Origin of the sequence: Methylotenera sp. G11 (genome assembly GCF_000799735.1) — a bacterium.
In the GTDB taxonomy this organism is placed as follows: Bacteria; Pseudomonadota; Gammaproteobacteria; order Burkholderiales; family Methylophilaceae; genus Methylotenera.
In genome coordinates, this window is record NZ_JUHH01000001.1 from 1,012,954 (window position 1) to 1,030,982 (window position 18,029).

The following is an 18,029-nucleotide window of genomic DNA, read 5'->3' on the forward strand; positions in this document are numbered from 1 at the left end:
GAGCATATTATTACTAATGCCAATATACTAATAGCGAATTATTTTGCATGCTTCATTCAAAAAAACTGATGGTATTCTTAATGGCTACAAAACCCTCCCTGAAGCCGGCTGAAATTTCACTAATCACTGCTGGCAGACCTGCCACCATAAGCTGGTGACTGTCATTTACATCAATGTCAGCTAAAATAACCATAAAAAGGAACAAGGCGATAACAATGACACAAAACGAACTACCTGAAGAGTTTGCTCCCCTGAACAAAGCTGCCGTTAAAGCGATGACGTGGCTGAATGGTTTTGCACACATCATCATCGGCCTGGCGCTTGCCACCTCCGTCATCATGTTTACCTGGCTGTTCTTCAAAGACGTACAGGCTGCCGCTTATGCCCATAACCTGGTGCATGGCTTCCTGCATGCCCTGGGTACACTGATGCTGCTATGGTCGATTTCAGCCCTGATCTCGGCTGAAATACGCTACCTGCAAGGCAGCAAGCTGCTGGTTGAAACATTCGTCGAGGTGGTGCTGGTGCTGTTTTTGCGTAAACTCATCGTGATGCCGGTACAGGACGCATCGCCGAGCTTTGCGGAAGTCAGCATCTGGGTCGGCGGCGCCTTTGTGCTGGGCGTGATCTACGTACTGATACGCTGGAGCCAGAAGCAGTCATCCGATGCATAAGCAGCCCCTGTCCCGAACTGAAGCCATGTCAGATAGCGACTTCATGCAGGTCGCGCTCGACCTCGCACAGCAGGCTGCGGCGGCCGGTGAGGTGCCGGTCGGCGCAATCGTGGTAAAAAATGGCGAAATCATCGGGCGCGGCAGCAACGCGCCTATCGGCACACATGACCCGACAGCCCACGCAGAAATCCGTGCCATGCGCGATGCCGCGCAGCGTATCGGCAATTACCGGCTGGTAGGCTGCACCCTGTATGTCACGCTGGAACCCTGCGCCATGTGCAGCGGCGCCATTCAGCATGCCCGCATTGCGAGGCTGATTTACGGCGCCAGCGACCCCAAAACGGGTGCCTGCGGCAGTGTCGTCAACTTAATGGCAGAACCCAAACTTAATCACCATACTGAAGTTGCTGGAGGAATATTGGCACAGGAATGCGGTGCACTGCTCTCAAATTTTTTTTCCGCACGGCGAAAAAAATCATGATAAGTGCTTTTGCCATACTATTTACCGCACAAATTCTTACTCATAAAAATTTATATTTTTAAATCTATTTAACCCTATTTTAATTTCTGTACCGTATAGATACTAACTGGATTTAAAAGGTAATTGAGTTGATTTTAGTTTGTAAAAACTTATCTTCCGCTATTTGTATTACTGGTATTTGTATTACCAATATTTGTATTAAAAGTTAAGTTTATATTGTCATCAAAACAAATTTCAGACTTATGAATACAAAACCACTTAGCCAGCGAATAGATGCACCGGCTCATCCAGAACCGTCTCAGGCGCTTGATGAATTCATTACAAACAGCATCAAACAAAAATTAGCACTAGAGAACTACCATAAAGCAAATTTGCTGCTAATGAGCGAAACCGATAGGCTGGATGTGACATCGAGACACAATCTTGAAAATGGAATGTCTGCGATGCGATCACAATATGGGGAAGGGTTTGATGTAGCTTACAGCCATTTTGTAGCGCAACAGAATCTAGCCCAGCCTGATAAAAATGCTGAGTCGCCAGAATTAGGTCTTTAATGACTGCTAATCTTCAAAATCTGTCACTGCAAAAAGTCTGCAGCAGGTTCAAATTTTGTGGTCAGAAAATCATATTTGCAACAGGCTTAGGATTAGCCTTTGAATGAATGAGACCTCAATTCCCCTCAAGCAAAATACGTTCTATCTTGCTTGGTCATTTATAATAAGTTTACAGTTTTTGCTGTAACCCAATCATGAGACTACGACACGTTAATAATCTCGACACGCTGCACTGATGCTGGTCTCGGTGCTGGATCCCGGTGCTTTCTTGCATTCAAAGCGAACCGAGATCCATACAACATGCTAAAACATCAAAAAGTACTAACGTTCATGTCCTAGAGTTGACACCTCAGGATGATGTTGTTGTTGAAGTCTTTCATTTACAAGGTTTAGTACAACCCTACTTTGATCTGTCAATTCACCGCTTGCATTTTTAGGTAAGGCATTAACAACATCCTGATACGTCATTGCAGCGAGATTTTTCGCTTTATCACCTAACGCTTGCACACCATTAAGTACAGGGTCAATAACAGGATCCATGACCTTTTGAACCTCAGGCATGTCCTTGTATAAACCTCGCAGCATCGAGGCACCTATTAAGGCACCTGCCGCTGGCAAACCGGCAACTGCACCTGTACCGGCAGTAGCAACAACCATAACTGGTTTTGCTACAACTTCACGGGCGATACATTTGACACCATCGTAATCTGACTTTGCAAACGCAGCCGCTATTTCTTCACGCTTTCTTACACCAAACGAATAACCCAAACCTACTCTGTCCATAATTGTTTCAGCTACCGACTTTCCAGCACCTTCAGCCACATTGTTATAACGATTAAGCGCATATAATTTATCCTGTGCCGCTTGTACAGCAGGAGTAGGCATATTCAATTCAGCTACCGGCTTCTGCTCAATAAGCGCGGAGAGCTCCATCAGCATATTCCTCCTTGCCTCCTGAATGTGCTGTGGATTTAACGATAGGCTAGCTGCATTTGAGTGCTGACCGGAAATAAGCGCCCCTGAAGCAAGCGAAGAATCATGCTCGAGCTGAGGGGCAACATAGCCTGCCTCAAGGCGCAAGTTTTCAGGAGCAACGACTGCTGCGCGGTCTTGCAACGATTGCAGCTTCGTTACTGGCAGCGCCCGAATTTCTTCCGGCAGTGCATTTCTTGCTTCAGCAGAAATAGTGCCATTTTCTATCTTTGCACCAAGCAATCGACGGGTCATCTCTGAAATTTCCGGATTCGCCACGCGTTCAGGGTTAATCACACCTAAAGCAAACTCCCGATGTATTAGCTGATCCAAACGCTGCGCATTATCCACCGCTTTTTTGGCTGCAAATAATTCCGGGTTCGAGCTAAATACGTCTTTCAGCCTCAACTCATCGAATACCCCGGCCCAGCCTTCACGCTGCTCATTCCATTCAATCCCCCACTGCTTGGCTAGGGCTCGTTCTCTGTCATACCCATACGTCGCTGAAGCTGTCGCCTGAGATGTGCGCTCGGCGTTATATGGTTGAATACCCAACAACGCATCATAGCGATCAGATACCAGCAATTTTTCAAATCCATGCGCCGTCAACTTTTGTTGAGCAACAAGCTCTGCAAGTTGCGGATTTTCTCTAAACGCCTGGTTCCAGAATGATGATCGTTTAGTAATTTGCTCTTGGTTCCAAGTATCGTAAAGATGTTTATCTCTTACCGTACCTCCCCCGGGCAGCATGCTACTATCAGACCTATCTAATGCCTCTTTTAACGTATTGCGTTCTGTCAATTTCATGCTGGTGGCCTGAAGCATATCAGATAACTGACCTGCAGGCGTTTGAGCAAAAGCTTCGGCTTCAGCCACTGCTTTTTTACCGCGCAGCATATTAACTGCGGCTTCACTGAGTCGATACTTCAGCGGAAGCTTAGGGGCGTCAGCATGCAATGAATTATCCACTTTTTGAATCTTCGGCAGTGTTTCTGAAACCACTGTTCTGGTTTCAGCAGCGATGATTTCTTTTTCAGCGCTGGCAGCTACCCGCGCACCTGGTGGTACGGGGCCAACCGCACCTGCCAACGCAAATCCTGCCACTTGCCCTTTTGCTGTGAGATCACCATCTACCGCTTCGGCTATTTTATTAGCGGCTTTAACGAAAGGATCAATCTGCCTGGCAAGATGATCCTGGGATTCGGGGTCTCCAAGTGCAGCACCTGCGAATGCCATCGCATTTTGCTGCACCGCGTTCACTGGATTCAAAACAGCCGCGGTCTCAAGAGGATGCTCAGCCATTGCCAAGTAACCCTCAGCTACATGAATGACACCTTTTGCAAAGCCATCGCCAAAATTTATTGCTTTATCTGACAAACCAGGCTCCGGTTGATGGTGTGCTGATTCTGGTTTTTCATTAACATCTGGAACGGGAACTACAACTTTATCTACCATTTTCGCTCTCCTCGCAAAGATATTGTTTTTTTGTTTTAATTGTTAAATAAATGAGAAATATTCCCATAAAACTTAAAACGTTTGCATGGAGATAATAGGGTTAAATTAAAAAATTATTTTTTGAACACTCTAGGTAAAATTACAATGAAAATTTGGCAAATTGCAAAGAGAATGCTTTGTAACGATGATTTAGAAAGTAAAAAGCCCCGTTTGATTGCAAACGGGGCTTTTGTTATTACAGCGTGCTAATAATCAGTCATCACTGCCCATCAAACCCATCAGCAACTGCAGCAAGCTGGTGAACAGGTTGTAGATACTCATGTACAGGCTTAATGTTGCCATGATGTAGTTGGTTTCACCGCCATTCACGATACGGCTCACGTCATACAGGATGAAGCCGGAGAACAGGATCACGCCCACGCCTGAAATTGCCAATGCCATTGCAGGAATCTGCAGGAAGATATTAGCCAGCGAAGCCACGATAAGCAAAATGATACCAATCAGCAGGAACTTGCTCATGAAGCTGAAATCTTTTTTGCTGGTGGCGGCAAAGCTTGCCAGGCTGAACAGGATGATGCCGGTACCGGCAGCTGCCAGGCCAACGATCTGCGCGCCGTTGCTCAAGTGCAGCGCATGCTGAAGGATAGGCCCCAGCATCAGACCGAGCAAAAATGTTAACCCTAACAGCAACACGACACCGAAGCTGCTGTTGCGGTTTGCATTAATGGCGGCAAACAGGCCGTACATGACAGCTATGGCGCCAATTGCAAAAATGAACGGATGCTGTTGTGCGAAAGAAAAATTGAGGCTCATGCCAAGAAAGGCACCTAGCACGGTTGGGATCATGGTCAAGCCGAGCAATGCGTAAGTGTTGCGCAGTACTTTGTTGGTAGCTTCTAAAGCCGATTCTGAACGACCTAAAACTGGGGTGTTGTCAAACATTGTTATTTCCTTAAAGTCATAAGAATTACCCTATCTAAGATAGCGGTTAAAGCAATAAGTTTCAAGCATAATCTTGATAGCGCCGTTTATGGCACCTTTATGTAAACAATTCACCTTCCACTACGCCTACCTGCGCTACCTGATGCACGGCGCTTACAAATTCCGCACTCTCACGCAGCACATCCATGCTAGGTGGGTGTTTGTGGCCATGCATGCGCGCCAGGCGGCTTAAGCTCTGTGCCGACATCTGCCATTTGAGGTTTTCCAGCAGCTCATCTGCCATGGCAGGCTGGTTACACAGCAGCACCATGTCGCAGCCGGCCGACAATGCAGCCGTGGCTCGCGTGGTAACGTCGCCACCGGCGGTGGCTGCCTCCATGCTCAGGTCATCACTGAATATCACGCCATTGAAGCCCAGACGCTCACGCAGGATTTTTTGCAGCCAGCGCGATGAAAAGCCGGCCGGTTTTTCATCCACTTTGGAATAAATCACATGTGCCGGCATGATGGCCGGAATGCCGTCATCGATCAGCATCCTGAACGGCTGCATATCATTCTGTGCGATCTGGTCAAACGCACGGTCATCCACCGGCATGCTCACATGGGAATCAGCCACCACGAAACCATGCCCCGGAAAGTGCTTGCCTACCGCGGCCATACCGGCTTTCTTCAAGCCCTGCATGAGCGCAAACGCCAGATCGTTAATCGCCTGCGGGTTAAGATGAAATGCGCGGTCGCCAATCACCAGGCTATCGCCGTAATCCATATCCAGCACCGGCGTGAAGCTGAAATCCACCCCATGCGCACGCAATTCCGCGGCCAGGATCCAGCCGGCTTCCTTGGCAAGTTCTTTGGCTTTTTTAGGGTTTTTGTCCCAAATCTTGCCAAACTCACGCATGGGCGGAATTTTGGTAAACCCATCCCTGAAGCGCTGCACGCGACCGCCTTCGTGGTCTACCGCAATCAGCAGCGGCGGCTGGCGCACGGCATGGATGCTGGCTGTGAGCGCTTTCAACTGTGCGTTATTTTCATAGTTGCGCTTGAACAGGATGACACCGCCAACCAGCGGATGCTGCAAGCGGCGAATATCATCAGCGGTAAGCGCTGTACCTACTACGTCCAACATCACTGGACCTAAACTCATGGAATATCCCTTCTTACATCCAGGCGGTCACGCAAGTAATCACCGCCCAGATTAATCGCCAAAATCAAACTCATTAAACACCCACCCACTATCAGCACATAATGCGGCGCAACCAGCATAAACCTGACGCCATCGCGCAGCATTGCGCCCCATGAGGCATGCGGCGCCTGTATGCCCAAGCCAAGGAATGACAGACTGGCTTCAGCGATCATGACGCTGGCGAGGCTATAGGCAGCTTCCACCACCAGCACGGAAGTCATCAGCGGCAATATATGCCTGAACAGCAAACGCAGGGTGCCCGCCCCCAGGGACTCAGCCGCCTGCACATGCTGACGGTTGCGCAGGCTCATTGTCTGGCCACGCGTCAGGCGGGCATAGCTCACCCAGCCGGTTAAACATAAAGCCAGGATCAGGTTACCCAGGCCAGGGCCAAGCACCGCAGCAAATGCAATAGCCAGCAGGATACCCGGAAATGCCAGGAAAATATCGGTAACCTGCATGAGCAGCAAATCCACCCGCCCACCGAAAAACCCGGCCAGCATCCCGACCGCAATGCCAATCGCCATGGTAATCACGGTAACGGCCACCGCTACCAGCAGCGACATCTCGACACCGCCCAATACACGTGCCAGAATATCACGCCCCAGATCATCTGTGCCAAACCAGTGCTGTACGCCGGGTCCCTGCAACACCACGTTCAGGTCGATTACATTCGGCTCCAGCCCGGCGACATAGCCGGCAATGACCGCAAGCACCCATAACCCCAGGATCACATAAGAAAATAACTTCATGCTCAAGTCACCCGCACCCTGGGGTCAGCCAGCTTATACAGCAAATCAGTGAATAAATTCACTGCGACATAACTTAACGCCACAACCAGCACACACGCCTGAGTGACCGGGTAATCACGCTTCTCTATGCTTTCCACCAGCAGGCGCCCGATGCCGTCCCAGCTGAATATGGTCTCGGTAATGACCGCACCCGCCAGCAGGCTGCCCATCTGCAAGCCGACAATCGTGATGATGGGCAGCAATGCCGCACGCATGGCATGGCGCAGGATCACCACGCGTTCACTCAAGCCTTTGGCACGGGCGGTACGGATATAGTCATCGTTCAGCACCTCCAGCAGGCTGGTGCGTGTCATGCGCGTAAGGATCGCGCTCAGGCCAAAACCCAAAGTCACCGCCGGCAGGATGATCGACGTACTGGTCTCCATGCCGCTTACCGGCAGCCAGCCCAGCCACACCGCAAACATCAACATCAACACCGGCCCCAGCCAGAATGCCGGCATCGCCGCCAAGCGCACCGAAACGATCGTCACAAGAATATCCTGCCAGCGGCCGGCCTTAAGTGCGCTGAAAATCCCCAGCGGAATGCCGACGGTAAGACCGATCACCAGCGACAGCAGCGCCAGTTTGAGCGTTGCCGGGTACCGGCTATGCACCAGCCCGGCAATCGGTGTTCTGGTATGGATGGAATGCCCCAGGTCGCCGTGCGCCAGCCTGTTCAGATAAGCACCGAATTGCTGCAGCAAAGGCTGGTCCAGCCCCAGCTCTGCCCTTAGCGTTTCACGGTCTGCACTGCTTGCCGACTCGCCAAGCATGACCTCTACCGGATCCCCCGGCACCAGGTGAATCAGCAGAAACGTCAGCAGCAGCACGCCAAAAGTGACCGTCAGGAAGTTCGTGAGGCGTTTAATCAAAAACATAAACAACTCACGACCTTGTCATTTCTGCGCAGGCGGGAATGACAGCGTAAAAAACACCGGCAACTCATGCAGCAATCACCACCGGTGTACCGACCTCCACCAGGTCAAACAACTCCGCCACATCCTGGTTACGCATGCGCACGCAGCCGTGCGAGCGCGGCTGTCCCATAGGCTCGGTGTCCGGCGTGCCATGAATGTAAATGTAACGCTGCATGCTATCGACGCTGCCCAGGCGATTCCTACCGATTTCAGAGCCGGACAGCCACATGATACGTGTCAGTATCCAATCGCGCTGCGGATACTGCGCAGCAAGCTGAGGCGTCAGTATCTCACCGGTAGGCCTGCGTCCGACAAACACCGTATTCAGCGGCATGCCGGCGCCAATCTTGGCGCGCACGATATGCTCGCCCAGCGGGGTGCAGCCGCTATCTTTCTCGCAGCCCACGCCATTGGCGGCTGTTGATACGCGATAACGGGCCTTGACACCACCGAAGTCATCAAACAAAGTCAGCGTTTGTGTTGATATGGAAATTTCAATGCGCATCAATTTTTTCCGGTTTTCCTATTCTTGGCTATCATATCCATCATCGATAATCATCTTCGCGTTGATGCCTTATCGCTAAAACAGTAACGATATTATTTTCTTCTATCTCAAACAGTGCCACATAGCCATTGGCACCAAAGCTAATAATCAGCTCCCTTAAGAACGGATTGTCAGCTTGCGCTTTTCTGCAGGTAAAAGGAAATGCTGCAAGCAATTCCACAGCTTTATGAATGGCAGCAAGGGCATTACGGGCTGCCTGGGCATCTTGCCTTATAAGAAAATCATACAGGCGTTTTAAATCATCTCTTGCGGCTTTGGTAAATCTGATCTGGTAAGCCACAATATGCCTAACGCGCTTTATTAAGCATTTCATCCAACTCAGCCAACACACTTTCAGCTGAATAATATTCCTGTGTGATTTTTGCTTCGTCGCGTGAAGCAATGCCGCGTGCGATAAAAGCCTGCTGGTGTAAACGCCGCTCAATATTATTGCGCAGCGATTCTTCGACAAAACTGGAAAGTGTCTCGCCATTCGCAAGCACATTCTGTGCAGCTTCTCTTAATTCTGGCTCAACACGCAATGCCGGGATAATTGCCGTCTTCATCACCCACTCCTGTGTAATACATTTGCATTACAATATCATAGCCCAAACAAATTGTTTAGTCAGGGCTTTACCATTAATTTATTCAAACCAGTACGCCGGATGGTCGCCAGATCATCCCAGTTTCCGTCGGGTTTCGGAGCGTAGCCACTGATGTTTTTATTGAATGCGGCGAACTGGCCTTCGTACCACAGCGGGATATACGGCAGCTGCTCATGGATACGGCTGGTCGCGGCAAGCCAGTCTTCTGCCGTCAATAATGCATCCAGCCTGCTATCGGCATAGCGGCCGCGGTTAAAGCCATAGGGCGGGAACTGCTGTGAACCGAAAGCTTTCGCGTAAATCTCGGGCGTTTTAATCCCCACCCAGGTCAGGCCGAATAATTGAAAATTGCCTCTTTTCACTTCTTCAAAAAACGTACCCCAATCCAGGCTGCGAATCTCCAGCTCTATACCGGCTTTGGCCATCTGCGCCTGCAATATCGTTGCCAGCCGCACCCGCTGAGCATCCGTTGACGTTTTATAGACCAGTTTCAGCGGCAGCTGCACCCCTGCTTCGACCAACAGCTTCCTGGCCAGCTCCGGGTTATATGCATAGGCAGGCAAGGTCTTCCCGCCATTCGTGTAGTGTTCCGGCGACAGTATTGCCCCAGCCGGCCGCGTGCCTTTCACCATCACTTTTTCTATAATTGCCGAACGGTCAACGGCATGGGCAATGGCTAAGCGGACCTGATGCTGCTTCAATACGGGATCCTGCATATTCAAACCCAGATAAGAGAAATTGACACCCTGGGTGGTTGCCACCGTCACTCCGGGTTTGGTCTGTAAATACCTGACCAGCTCCGGCGGCAAATCGCCTTGCAGCAGATCGGTTTCCCCGCGCAGCAGCTTCAGCACCCGTACTGTCGGGTCTTTCACCTCGGTAAAAAGAACCTGCTGGCCATCACGCACTCTTTTCAACACCAGTTTATTCTGCCAGCGCTCAAAAGAAAACGGGCCGCTGCCGATGGGACGGTGCGCAAAATCATGCTGCTTATCTATATATCCTTTAGGCAATATCCCGAGAATCAGCTTGGATGGAAAATGCATATCCGGCTGTTTCAGCTGAAATATCAACCGGTCTGCACTGGCGACCTTGATCGAAGCAATATTGGCATACTCTGCCGCCTGCGGCGAATCCTTAAGCATGACGATTGAATCATAAGTCGCCTTGACATCATAAGCAGTCAATGGCTTATGGTCATGAAAGCGCGCAAAGGGCTGCTTGAGCGTGAAATGATATTCCACCGGGCTGACCATCAGCCAGCTTGCCAGTGCAGGCACCGGCTTCGAAGTCACATCAAAATCCACCAGACTCTGGTAAAGCAGGCGATTGATGCGTTCAGATGACGCATCCGTAGCGTAGCGCGGATCCAGGTTAATCGGCATCTGCGCCAGCGCAAAACGAACCGGCGCAGACTGGTCAGCTTGCCGGCCGGGATCTGGCCGGGTGCAGGCCGGCAGCAGAAGACAAGCCGCCAGTATGGCCGGTGCAAGCAATGTATTGATATAACCACCCTTAAAGACTTTCATATAGCTTGAAGTTTACTAGATTTTGCACTGCCGACATTCTTGCTGCATTAAATGTTTGCAAGCGCCATAACCCGGTCGAAAGGCCGCACCCAACCGGCTGCATGACCCCTTAATACGGAAGTAATTGATTTGAATCAAATCCTGGTTTGGGTTCGTGCGACAGAATGCCACATGTAAAACTAGCAGTAAATTTTAAATTGGCACTTTGGGGAGAACTAAATGCAAGTCTCGAATTCGCAATCAAACACGTATAACGATGGCGTTATACGGCAATTTTCTATCATGGCCGTAGTCTGGGGCGTGGTGGGCATGCTGGTAGGCGTGATTATCGCCTCCCAGCTCGTCTGGCCAGAACTCAACCTTGGTTTACAATGGACCAGCTTTGGCCGCTTACGTCCGCTGCATACCAATGCGGTAATTTTCGCATTTGGCGGCTGTACACTGTTCGCCACGTCTTATTACATCGTGCAGCGTACCTGCCACACCGGGCTATTCATGCCAAAACTCGCAAGCTTCACGTTCTGGGGCTGGCAGGCGGTGATTGTAGCCGCCGCCATCTCACTGCCTTTGGGTTACACACAGGGTAAAGAGTACGCAGAGCTGGAATGGCCGATCGACCTGTTGATTGCTGTGGTTTGGGTATCTTACGCAATCGTGTTCTTCGGCACCATCGGCATCCGCCGCGTCAAGCATATCTACGTGGCTAACTGGTTCCTGGGTGCCTTCATTATCGCAGTAGCGCTTCTGCACATTGTGAACAGCGCTGCCATGCCTGCCAGCTTCATGAAGTCATACTCAGCCTACGCAGGCGTTCAGGATGCCATGGTGCAATGGTGGTATGGCCATAACGCTGTAGGCTTCTTCCTGACAGCTGGCTTCCTGGGCATGATGTACTACTTCGTGCCAAAACAGGCCGATCGTCCTGTGTATTCATACAGTCTGTCTATCGTGCACTTCTGGGCATTGATCTTCACTTACATGTGGGCGGGTCCTCACCACCTGCACTACACCGCACTGCCTGACTGGACACAATCTTTAGGTATGGCGTTCTCACTGATCCTGCTGGCACCAAGCTGGGGCGGCATGATCAACGGCATGATGACTTTGTCAGGCGCATGGCACAAACTGCGTACCGACCCTATCCTGCGTTTCCTGATCGTTTCACTGTCTTTCTATGGCATGAGTACCTTTGAAGGCCCGATGATGGCGATTAAAACTGTTAACTCACTTTCACATTACACCGACTGGACAGTCGGTCACGTGCACTCAGGCGCATTAGGCTGGGTTGGCCTGGTTTCAATGGGTTCACTCTACTACATGGTGCCACGCCTGTTCGGCCAGAAACAGATGCACAGCATCAAGGCCATTGAACTGCATTTCTGGATGGCTACCGTGGGCATCGTGCTGTACATCGCGGCATTGTGGATCTCAGGCGTGATGGAAGGCCTGATGTGGCGTGCCATCAACGCTGACGGTACTTTGACATACACCTTTGTAGAAAGCGTTAAAGCTAAACAACCGTACTACATCATTCGCGTACTGGGTGGCCTGCTCTACCTCGGCGGTATGGTAGTGATGTTGTGGAACGTTATTAAAACTGCACAAAGTGGTAAGGCAGCCGTTGCTACTATCCCACCCGTTGCAGCTCACGCTTAAGGGAAATCATCATGTCAAATCAAGATACAAACACTGGCTTCAGCCATGAAAAAATTGAGACCAGCAACTTTCTGATGATCGTGCTGATCCTGGTAGTGGTCGCTTTTGGTGGCCTGGTGGAAATCGTTCCGCTGTTTTTCCAGAAATCCACGACTGAGCCGATCAAGGGACTGGAGCCATACACAGCAGTGCAATTAGCCGGGCGCGATATCTACATTCGTGAAGGCTGCTACAACTGCCACTCACAGATGATTCGCCCGTTCCGCGCAGAAACATTGCGTTATGGTCACTACTCAGTCGCTGGTGAGTTCGTTTATGACCATCCATTCCAATGGGGCAGTAAACGTACCGGCCCTGATCTGCACCGTGTAGGCGGAAAATACAGTGATGAATGGCAGCGCATCCACCTGATCAACCCGCGTGACCTGGTGCCTGAATCCATCATGCCGGCCTATCCATGGCTGGAGAACACCCCGGTAGACGCAAAATCACTGGCGCCTAACATGCGCGCATTGCGTGCGGTTGGTGTGCCATATACCGATGAGAAAATTGCCGGCGCAGAAGCAGAAGCTGCCGGAAAAACCGAACTTGACGCAATCATTGCGTACCTGCAGGTTCTCGGTACACATCTGAAATAGCCAAGGAGATCATGATGGATATCAATACCCTGCGTATCCTTGCCACCGTTGCAAGCTTTGGCGTATTTGTAGGCATCCTGATTTGGGTTTGGAAGCGCCGCAACACATCTGATTTCAAAGATGCGGCGAACCTGCCCTTTACTCATGACTAGCGGCAAAAAGCCAGAATAAACTAATTAAAATTTCACCTTACGAAGTTTAGAGGAAAATAAAATGAGCGACTTTACCAGTAGTTTTTGGCCGATCTTCATCACGGTAATATCCGTGGGTGGCGTTATCGGCTGCGCTTTACTGCTATGGCTGACCAGCAAAATCAAGGCTACCAGCCCTAATGGCGACAACACCAACGGCCACGTATGGGACGAGAACCTGCGTGAAATGAACAATCCGCTGCCGCGCTGGTGGGTGTGGATGTTCATCATCACGATCGCGTTCTCACTGTTCTACTTTGCAGCTTACCCGGCTATCGGCACCTACGCCGGCAAACTGGGCTGGACGCAGGTAAACCAGTACGAACAGGAAATGGAAGCCGCCAATAAAACCATTGCACCGCTTTATGCAAAATTCGCTGCGATGCCAATCGATCAATTGGCAGCCAACCCGGAAGCCAAGGCCATCGGTGAGCGTATTTTCATGAACAATTGCGCGCAATGCCATGGTTCGGATGCACACGGCAGCCGCGGCTTCCCTAACCTGACGGATAAAGACTGGATTCATGGCGGCAGCCCTGAAAAAATCGCGGAAACACTGACCAATGGCCGTGTTGGCATGATGCCGCCGATGGCAGCTGCCGTAGGGTCTGAAGATGATGTGAAAAACGTTGCCAACTATGTGCTAAGCCTTTCAAACAGCAGCCATGATGCAACACGCGCCGCAGCAGGTAAAGAGAAATTCGCGGTTTGCGCAGCTTGCCACGGTGCCGATGGTACAGGTAACCAGGCGATAGGCGCACCTAACCTGGCTGACAATATCTGGCTGCACGGAGCCGGCGAAGAGGCGATTATCAAACGCATCAACGAAGGTAAAGTGAACCAGATGCCGGCACAAGGCGCCAAGTTCTCACCTGAGCAGATTCATGTGCTGACTGCCTATGTGTGGGGTTTATCAAATAACGAAGTGAAATAGCCGGATTAGAAAATGAGCAGCAAAAAGAACCCGAATGCTAAAAGCGATGTTGCGAATGCAGGCTCCGAAGCAACCGTAATCAACTTATATGCAGCCGCGGAAAAGATCTATCCGCGCAGCACGTTCGGGTTCTTCACCAAATGGCGCTGGGTCATGATATGGCTGACCCAGCTGTTTTTTTACGGCGTACCCTGGATTGAATGGGGGCAGCGCCAGGCACTACTATTTGATCTTGAAGCAAGACGCTTCTATATATTTAATCTTGTGCTTTATCCGCAAGACCTGATTTACCTGACGGGAATCCTGATCATTTCCGCCTTGTCACTATTCCTGTTTACGGCAATCGCCGGCCGTTTGTGGTGTGGCTACACTTGCCCGCAAACCGTATACACGGAAATATTCCTATGGATAGAAGCCAAAATCGAAGGCGACCGCGCTGCGCGTATCAGGCTTGACGACGCACCCCTGTCTGCCAGGAAAATACTTAAAAAGGGCGGCAAGCACTTCGCCTGGATTGCCTTCGCTCTATGGACCGGTTTTACTTTCGTTGGTTACTTCACCCCGATCCGCGAGCTGGGTGATGCCATTGTCAACATGGGCTTAGGCCCATGGCAGACTTTCTGGATACTGTTCTATGGCTTTGCCACCTACGGCAATGCCGGCTTCATGCGCGAACAGGTCTGCAAATACATGTGCCCTTACGCCCGCTTTCAAAGTGCGATGTTCGACGACGACACGCTGATCGTCACCTATGACGAGAAACGTGGTGAGCCACGCGGCAAAGCATCACTCAAAACCGACATGGACAAAAGCAAGCAAGGTGCCTGCATCGATTGCAGCCTGTGTGTACAGGTATGCCCGACCGGCATCGATATCCGCAAAGGCCTGCAGTACGAATGCATTGGCTGTGGCGCCTGTGCAGACATATGCGACACGGTGATGGACAAGATGGGCTACGATCGCGGCCTGGTGAAATACTCGACCCAGCACGCAATCAACCTGGGCTGGAACCATACACAGATGCTGCGCCACATTTTAAGGCCGCGCGTCCTGATCTATGCGACGATCCTGTCCGTGCTGGTAGTGACATTACTCACCAGCCTGATGCTCAGAACATCATTCAGGGTAGATGTAGTGCGCGACCGTGGCGTAATGGCGCGTATTGCCGAAGGCGGCATGCTGGAAAATGTGTATCGACTGCAAATCATGAACGCAACCGAAACTACCCAGCGCTATCAGCTTGGTGCCAGCGGCGTGGCCAACCTCAAGATTGAATCGGATGTGGCCGATCATGATAAAACAGTAACAGTTAACCCTGCCGAGTCGCGCTGGATTCCGGTACGTTTACAGATTCCGGATGGCTCCATCAAGTCCGGATCACACCCGGTGAAGTTTGAAGTTCGCGCAACAGAAAGCAACGAAATCGTGTCAGAAAAATCGGTATTTCTGGTGCCCCGCTAACGGGTGCTACGCTAAGTAGCGAAGCGATAACGCCTGGCACTATTTTTAAAACCATGCAGGCCACAGACCTGCATACAAAGTAACAGATCAAGGAATCAAACCGTGAATTTAAATACAGCGCAAAACGAAATTGCAGACCCACAGGCCGGTAAGGCCTGGTGGCACTTCGGCCACATGTGGCTCGTTGTAGGTGGCCCCCTGGTGGTCGTGCTTGCCTCGTTCACCACGCTTTACCTTGCCATAAAAGTACCTGATCCTGTGGTGGACAGCGACTACTACCGCAAAGGCATCGAAATCAACAAAACGCTTGATGGCAAGCACGATGGCCTGGTGCCGGCCATGCAAGGCCGCAACCATGCGGCCACTGGCATCAAGCCTGCAAATCCTTAATTAATCCTGCAGCACGTTTCAATAGCGTGCCGCTGTTCCGGTTCTGCATTTACAAATGCCCGTACACCACCATCATCAGGACTGCCGGAAAAGCATCATGGAAGCCCACCGCAGCTACCGCCGGCCAACGGGTTCTGTAATCCATGAAAACATGCCGCCAAAGGCCATGCTGGCGGACACAGATCGTATTTGATAAAAATTTATTATCGGAATACACTGGTCACAGGGTACCTTGCAATCGTTTATTGTATTAGGAGCGCGCTATGCAAAAAATCCAACACATCGTAGCTGCTACTGATTTTTCCGGTCCGGCCAATGCGGCCACAACCCGCGCGGCATTACTTGCACAGGAATTCGGCGCAGAACTGCACCTGATTCATATCGTGCATCCGCTCGACCTCTATGTAGGCTCAGAGCTATCCTATGACTTTCAGATGCACTATCAGCAGGCGCAGCAGCAAACCATCAAGATACAACTGGAAACACTGGCTGAGCAGCTGCACAAACAATTCTCGGTAAAGGTTCATACCTGTAACCGTATCGGCCGCGCCCATACTGAAATCGCAAGCTATGCAGCATCTTCCAATGCCGGATTGATCGTGGCCGGGGCGCAAGGGGAAAACTCGCTACTGGCCAAACTGATTGGTTCCACCGCGCTGCGTTTATTAAAAATCGCCAGATGCCCGGTGATGATAGTCAAAGGCAAGAGTACTTCCGTGCAGACCTATCGGCAGGTCGTTGCAGCCGTAGACCTGTCCACTGGCTCATCTGAAGTGCCTGCCCTGGCCAACATGATTGCCCCCACCGCAAAAATAGAGCTGTTGTTGATTTTTGACAGCAACCAGGAAGCGCACATGTATAAAGCCGGGATGGATGAAGCCCTGCTGGCCGAATATCGCGCCAAAGCACTGGCACAGGCAGAACATAAGCTGGACGCCATATTAAGCGCGCAGAACAGCAGCCACATGTCGCGGCAGATACTGAGCGGCTATCCGCCGGAAGCCATATGCGAAAGGGCAAAATCGCTACATGCAGACTTGATCGTGATCGGCAAACATAACAGGAAGAATGTCGAAGAATGGTTACTTGGCAGTGTCAGCAAAGGCATTGCCTATGCCGCGGACTGCGATGTGCTGCTGAATCACTGATGCGCCGGCCAGCGCCATAAACTAGCGCTACGCTGCAACCCGGCACACCCGCATAGTCAGCCCCCGCAAATCCACGCTACCCTACGGGCTGACATATACGGTAATTCCCAGCTGGCGTATACGCTGCGCCATTGACTCCAGCCACGCGGGCGACAAGCGCGTCAACCTGCTGGATTCCGGCTGCAGCGAAAGCCGAGCCAGCCCGTAAAGGTGAACGCCTTTGATCACATCCTTAACCTGGCTGATGAGTGCCAGGTAAGCCAGGACATCTTCTTCGCCTGGGGCATGGCCATCCAGGCCGAACATGCAGGTCTGTATAAACGTAGGGCAGGCAGCCGCACAGCTCGCAAGCCGCTGGATGTGGCTTTGCGGATTCAGGTTAACATCGTTGATGCGGGCAATACCTTCTTTGGTACCGGCATCTACCTTGAACCATACTTCACCATTACACTTCGCCAGGTGCCGCATGCTGTCCAGCACCTGCGGCTTATCCATCAGGCTGCCGTTAGTAATCAGGCGCACTTTGATGCTGCCTAACAGGCCATACTCACCCAGCACTTTCTCAACCAGGTCCAGCACTTGCGGAAACTCTTTTGCACTTGTCGGCTCGCCGTTACCCGAAAACGCAACATCTTTCAAATGCCGGTCAGCCTCATGCACATGCCGCTGCATAAAATCACCATGCAGGACATCATCCAGGAAAGCGCGCAACTCCCGCTCCAGAACATCAAGCTCGATGGGTTCAGGTGAACCGCGGGTCAGGTCAGGCACATTACAATAGATACAGCGCCAGTTACATGCATTATTGACATTCAGGTTGATACCTATCGAAACTCCGCCGGCACGGCGCGAAACAACAGGGTAGATATAGCGCATGCCGATCACGTCACGGTTATGATTGGCAGGGGTGAGATGTCCTTCTAACGACATATGGCGATCTTTAATGTGATTTCAGCAAGCGTGA

General features: G+C 51.1%; 20 protein-coding genes. 10 read left to right on the top strand and 10 right to left on the bottom strand.

All coding sequences use genetic code 11. The features are described from left to right. Nucleotides 1-215: 215 nt before the first annotated feature. From GQ51_RS04585 to GQ51_RS04595, 3 genes are all read left to right on the top strand, one after another. Nucleotides 216-674, top strand: coding sequence for a phosphate-starvation-inducible PsiE family protein (locus tag GQ51_RS04585; RefSeq protein ID WP_047550358.1), 459 nt, complete (start codon nucleotides 216-218; stop codon nucleotides 672-674). 25 nt (nucleotides 675-699) lie between these two features. Further along, entirely contained in the window at nucleotides 700-1,155 is a 456-nt protein-coding gene (tadA, locus tag GQ51_RS04590; RefSeq protein ID WP_047553867.1) for a tRNA adenosine(34) deaminase TadA, read from the top strand. A gap of 242 nt (nucleotides 1,156-1,397) precedes the next feature. Next, nucleotides 1,398-1,709, top strand: coding sequence for a hypothetical protein (locus GQ51_RS04595; RefSeq protein ID WP_047550361.1), 312 nt, complete (start codon nucleotides 1,398-1,400; stop codon nucleotides 1,707-1,709). 321 nt (nucleotides 1,710-2,030) lie between these two features. Here the strand turns inward: GQ51_RS04595 and GQ51_RS04600 are convergent, their stop codons facing one another. The 9 genes from GQ51_RS04600 to GQ51_RS04640 form a co-directional block, all read right to left on the bottom strand. Beyond that, complete coding sequence (locus tag GQ51_RS04600; RefSeq protein ID WP_047550365.1) at nucleotides 2,031-4,136, bottom strand: hypothetical protein; 2,106 nt, start codon at nucleotides 4,134-4,136, stop codon at nucleotides 2,031-2,033. Between the two features lie 252 nt (nucleotides 4,137-4,388). Further along, the gene (locus GQ51_RS04605) at nucleotides 4,389-5,078 is read right to left on the bottom strand and encodes a Bax inhibitor-1 family protein (protein ID WP_047550368.1); all 690 of its coding nucleotides are present in this window, start codon (nucleotides 5,076-5,078) and stop codon (nucleotides 4,389-4,391) included. Between the two features lie 97 nt (nucleotides 5,079-5,175). After that, nucleotides 5,176-6,222 (bottom strand): beta-N-acetylhexosaminidase, encoded by a 1,047-nt coding sequence (nagZ, locus tag GQ51_RS04610; RefSeq protein WP_047550370.1) that lies wholly within the window; start codon nucleotides 6,220-6,222, stop codon nucleotides 5,176-5,178. Next, on the bottom strand, nucleotides 6,219-7,013 hold the full coding sequence (locus tag GQ51_RS04615; RefSeq protein WP_047550373.1) for an ABC transporter permease: 795 nt from the start codon (nucleotides 7,011-7,013) through the stop codon (nucleotides 6,219-6,221). The genes nagZ and GQ51_RS04615 overlap by 4 nt, the downstream gene beginning before the upstream one ends. Before the next feature lie 2 nt (nucleotides 7,014-7,015). After that, nucleotides 7,016-7,930 (bottom strand): nickel ABC transporter permease, encoded by a 915-nt coding sequence (nikB, locus tag GQ51_RS04620; protein ID WP_200884397.1) that lies wholly within the window; start codon nucleotides 7,928-7,930, stop codon nucleotides 7,016-7,018. 64 nt (nucleotides 7,931-7,994) lie between these two features. After that, nucleotides 7,995-8,474 carry a L,D-transpeptidase gene (locus GQ51_RS04625; RefSeq protein ID WP_047550376.1) on the bottom strand — a complete coding sequence of 160 codons (480 nt, stop codon included), beginning with the start codon at nucleotides 8,472-8,474 and terminating at the stop codon, nucleotides 7,995-7,997. A gap of 40 nt (nucleotides 8,475-8,514) precedes the next feature. Further along, a complete protein-coding gene (locus tag GQ51_RS04630) occupies nucleotides 8,515-8,814 on the bottom strand; it encodes a type II toxin-antitoxin system RelE/ParE family toxin (RefSeq protein ID WP_047553882.1) in 300 nt (99 codons plus the stop codon). A 7-nt stretch (nucleotides 8,815-8,821) separates the two neighbouring features. After that, nucleotides 8,822-9,079, bottom strand: a complete 258-nt coding sequence (locus tag GQ51_RS04635) for a YlcI/YnfO family protein (RefSeq protein ID WP_047550379.1) — start codon at nucleotides 9,077-9,079, stop codon at nucleotides 8,822-8,824. A gap of 59 nt (nucleotides 9,080-9,138) precedes the next feature. Then, nucleotides 9,139-10,647, bottom strand: coding sequence for an ABC transporter substrate-binding protein (locus GQ51_RS04640; protein WP_081987089.1), 1,509 nt, complete (start codon nucleotides 10,645-10,647; stop codon nucleotides 9,139-9,141). A 219-nt stretch (nucleotides 10,648-10,866) separates the two neighbouring features. Here GQ51_RS04640 and ccoN point away from each other — a divergent pair, with 219 nt between their 5' ends. The 7 genes from ccoN to GQ51_RS04675 all read left to right on the top strand — a co-directional run bounded on the left by ccoN (nucleotide 10,867) and on the right by GQ51_RS04675 (nucleotide 17,065). Then, complete coding sequence (gene ccoN / locus GQ51_RS04645; protein ID WP_047550382.1) at nucleotides 10,867-12,303, top strand: cytochrome-c oxidase, cbb3-type subunit I; 1,437 nt, start codon at nucleotides 10,867-10,869, stop codon at nucleotides 12,301-12,303. Between the two features lie 11 nt (nucleotides 12,304-12,314). After that, a complete protein-coding gene (gene ccoO / locus GQ51_RS04650; protein WP_047550386.1) occupies nucleotides 12,315-12,941 on the top strand; it encodes a cytochrome-c oxidase, cbb3-type subunit II in 627 nt (208 codons plus the stop codon). 14 nt (nucleotides 12,942-12,955) lie between these two features. Further along, complete coding sequence (locus tag GQ51_RS04655; RefSeq protein WP_047550389.1) at nucleotides 12,956-13,093, top strand: cbb3-type cytochrome oxidase subunit 3; 138 nt, start codon at nucleotides 12,956-12,958, stop codon at nucleotides 13,091-13,093. A 61-nt stretch (nucleotides 13,094-13,154) separates the two neighbouring features. Further along, the gene (gene ccoP / locus GQ51_RS04660) at nucleotides 13,155-14,066 is read left to right on the top strand and encodes a cytochrome-c oxidase, cbb3-type subunit III (RefSeq protein WP_047550392.1); all 912 of its coding nucleotides are present in this window, start codon (nucleotides 13,155-13,157) and stop codon (nucleotides 14,064-14,066) included. Between the two features lie 12 nt (nucleotides 14,067-14,078). After that, the gene (gene ccoG, locus GQ51_RS04665; RefSeq protein ID WP_047550395.1) at nucleotides 14,079-15,527 is read left to right on the top strand and encodes a cytochrome c oxidase accessory protein CcoG; all 1,449 of its coding nucleotides are present in this window, start codon (nucleotides 14,079-14,081) and stop codon (nucleotides 15,525-15,527) included. Nucleotides 15,528-15,629: 102 nt separating this feature from the next. Continuing rightward, nucleotides 15,630-15,917: a FixH family protein gene (locus GQ51_RS04670; protein ID WP_047550398.1), complete on the top strand. Its 288-nt coding sequence runs from the start codon at nucleotides 15,630-15,632 to the stop codon at nucleotides 15,915-15,917. Between the two features lie 263 nt (nucleotides 15,918-16,180). After that, nucleotides 16,181-17,065, top strand: coding sequence for a universal stress protein (locus tag GQ51_RS04675; protein WP_047550401.1), 885 nt, complete (start codon nucleotides 16,181-16,183; stop codon nucleotides 17,063-17,065). An 81-nt stretch (nucleotides 17,066-17,146) separates the two neighbouring features. On the opposite strand, the gene GQ51_RS04680 is transcribed toward GQ51_RS04675, so the two are convergent. Next, nucleotides 17,147-17,995: a radical SAM protein gene (locus GQ51_RS04680; RefSeq protein WP_047550403.1), complete on the bottom strand. Its 849-nt coding sequence runs from the start codon at nucleotides 17,993-17,995 to the stop codon at nucleotides 17,147-17,149. Nucleotides 17,996-18,029: the final 34 nt, after the last annotated feature.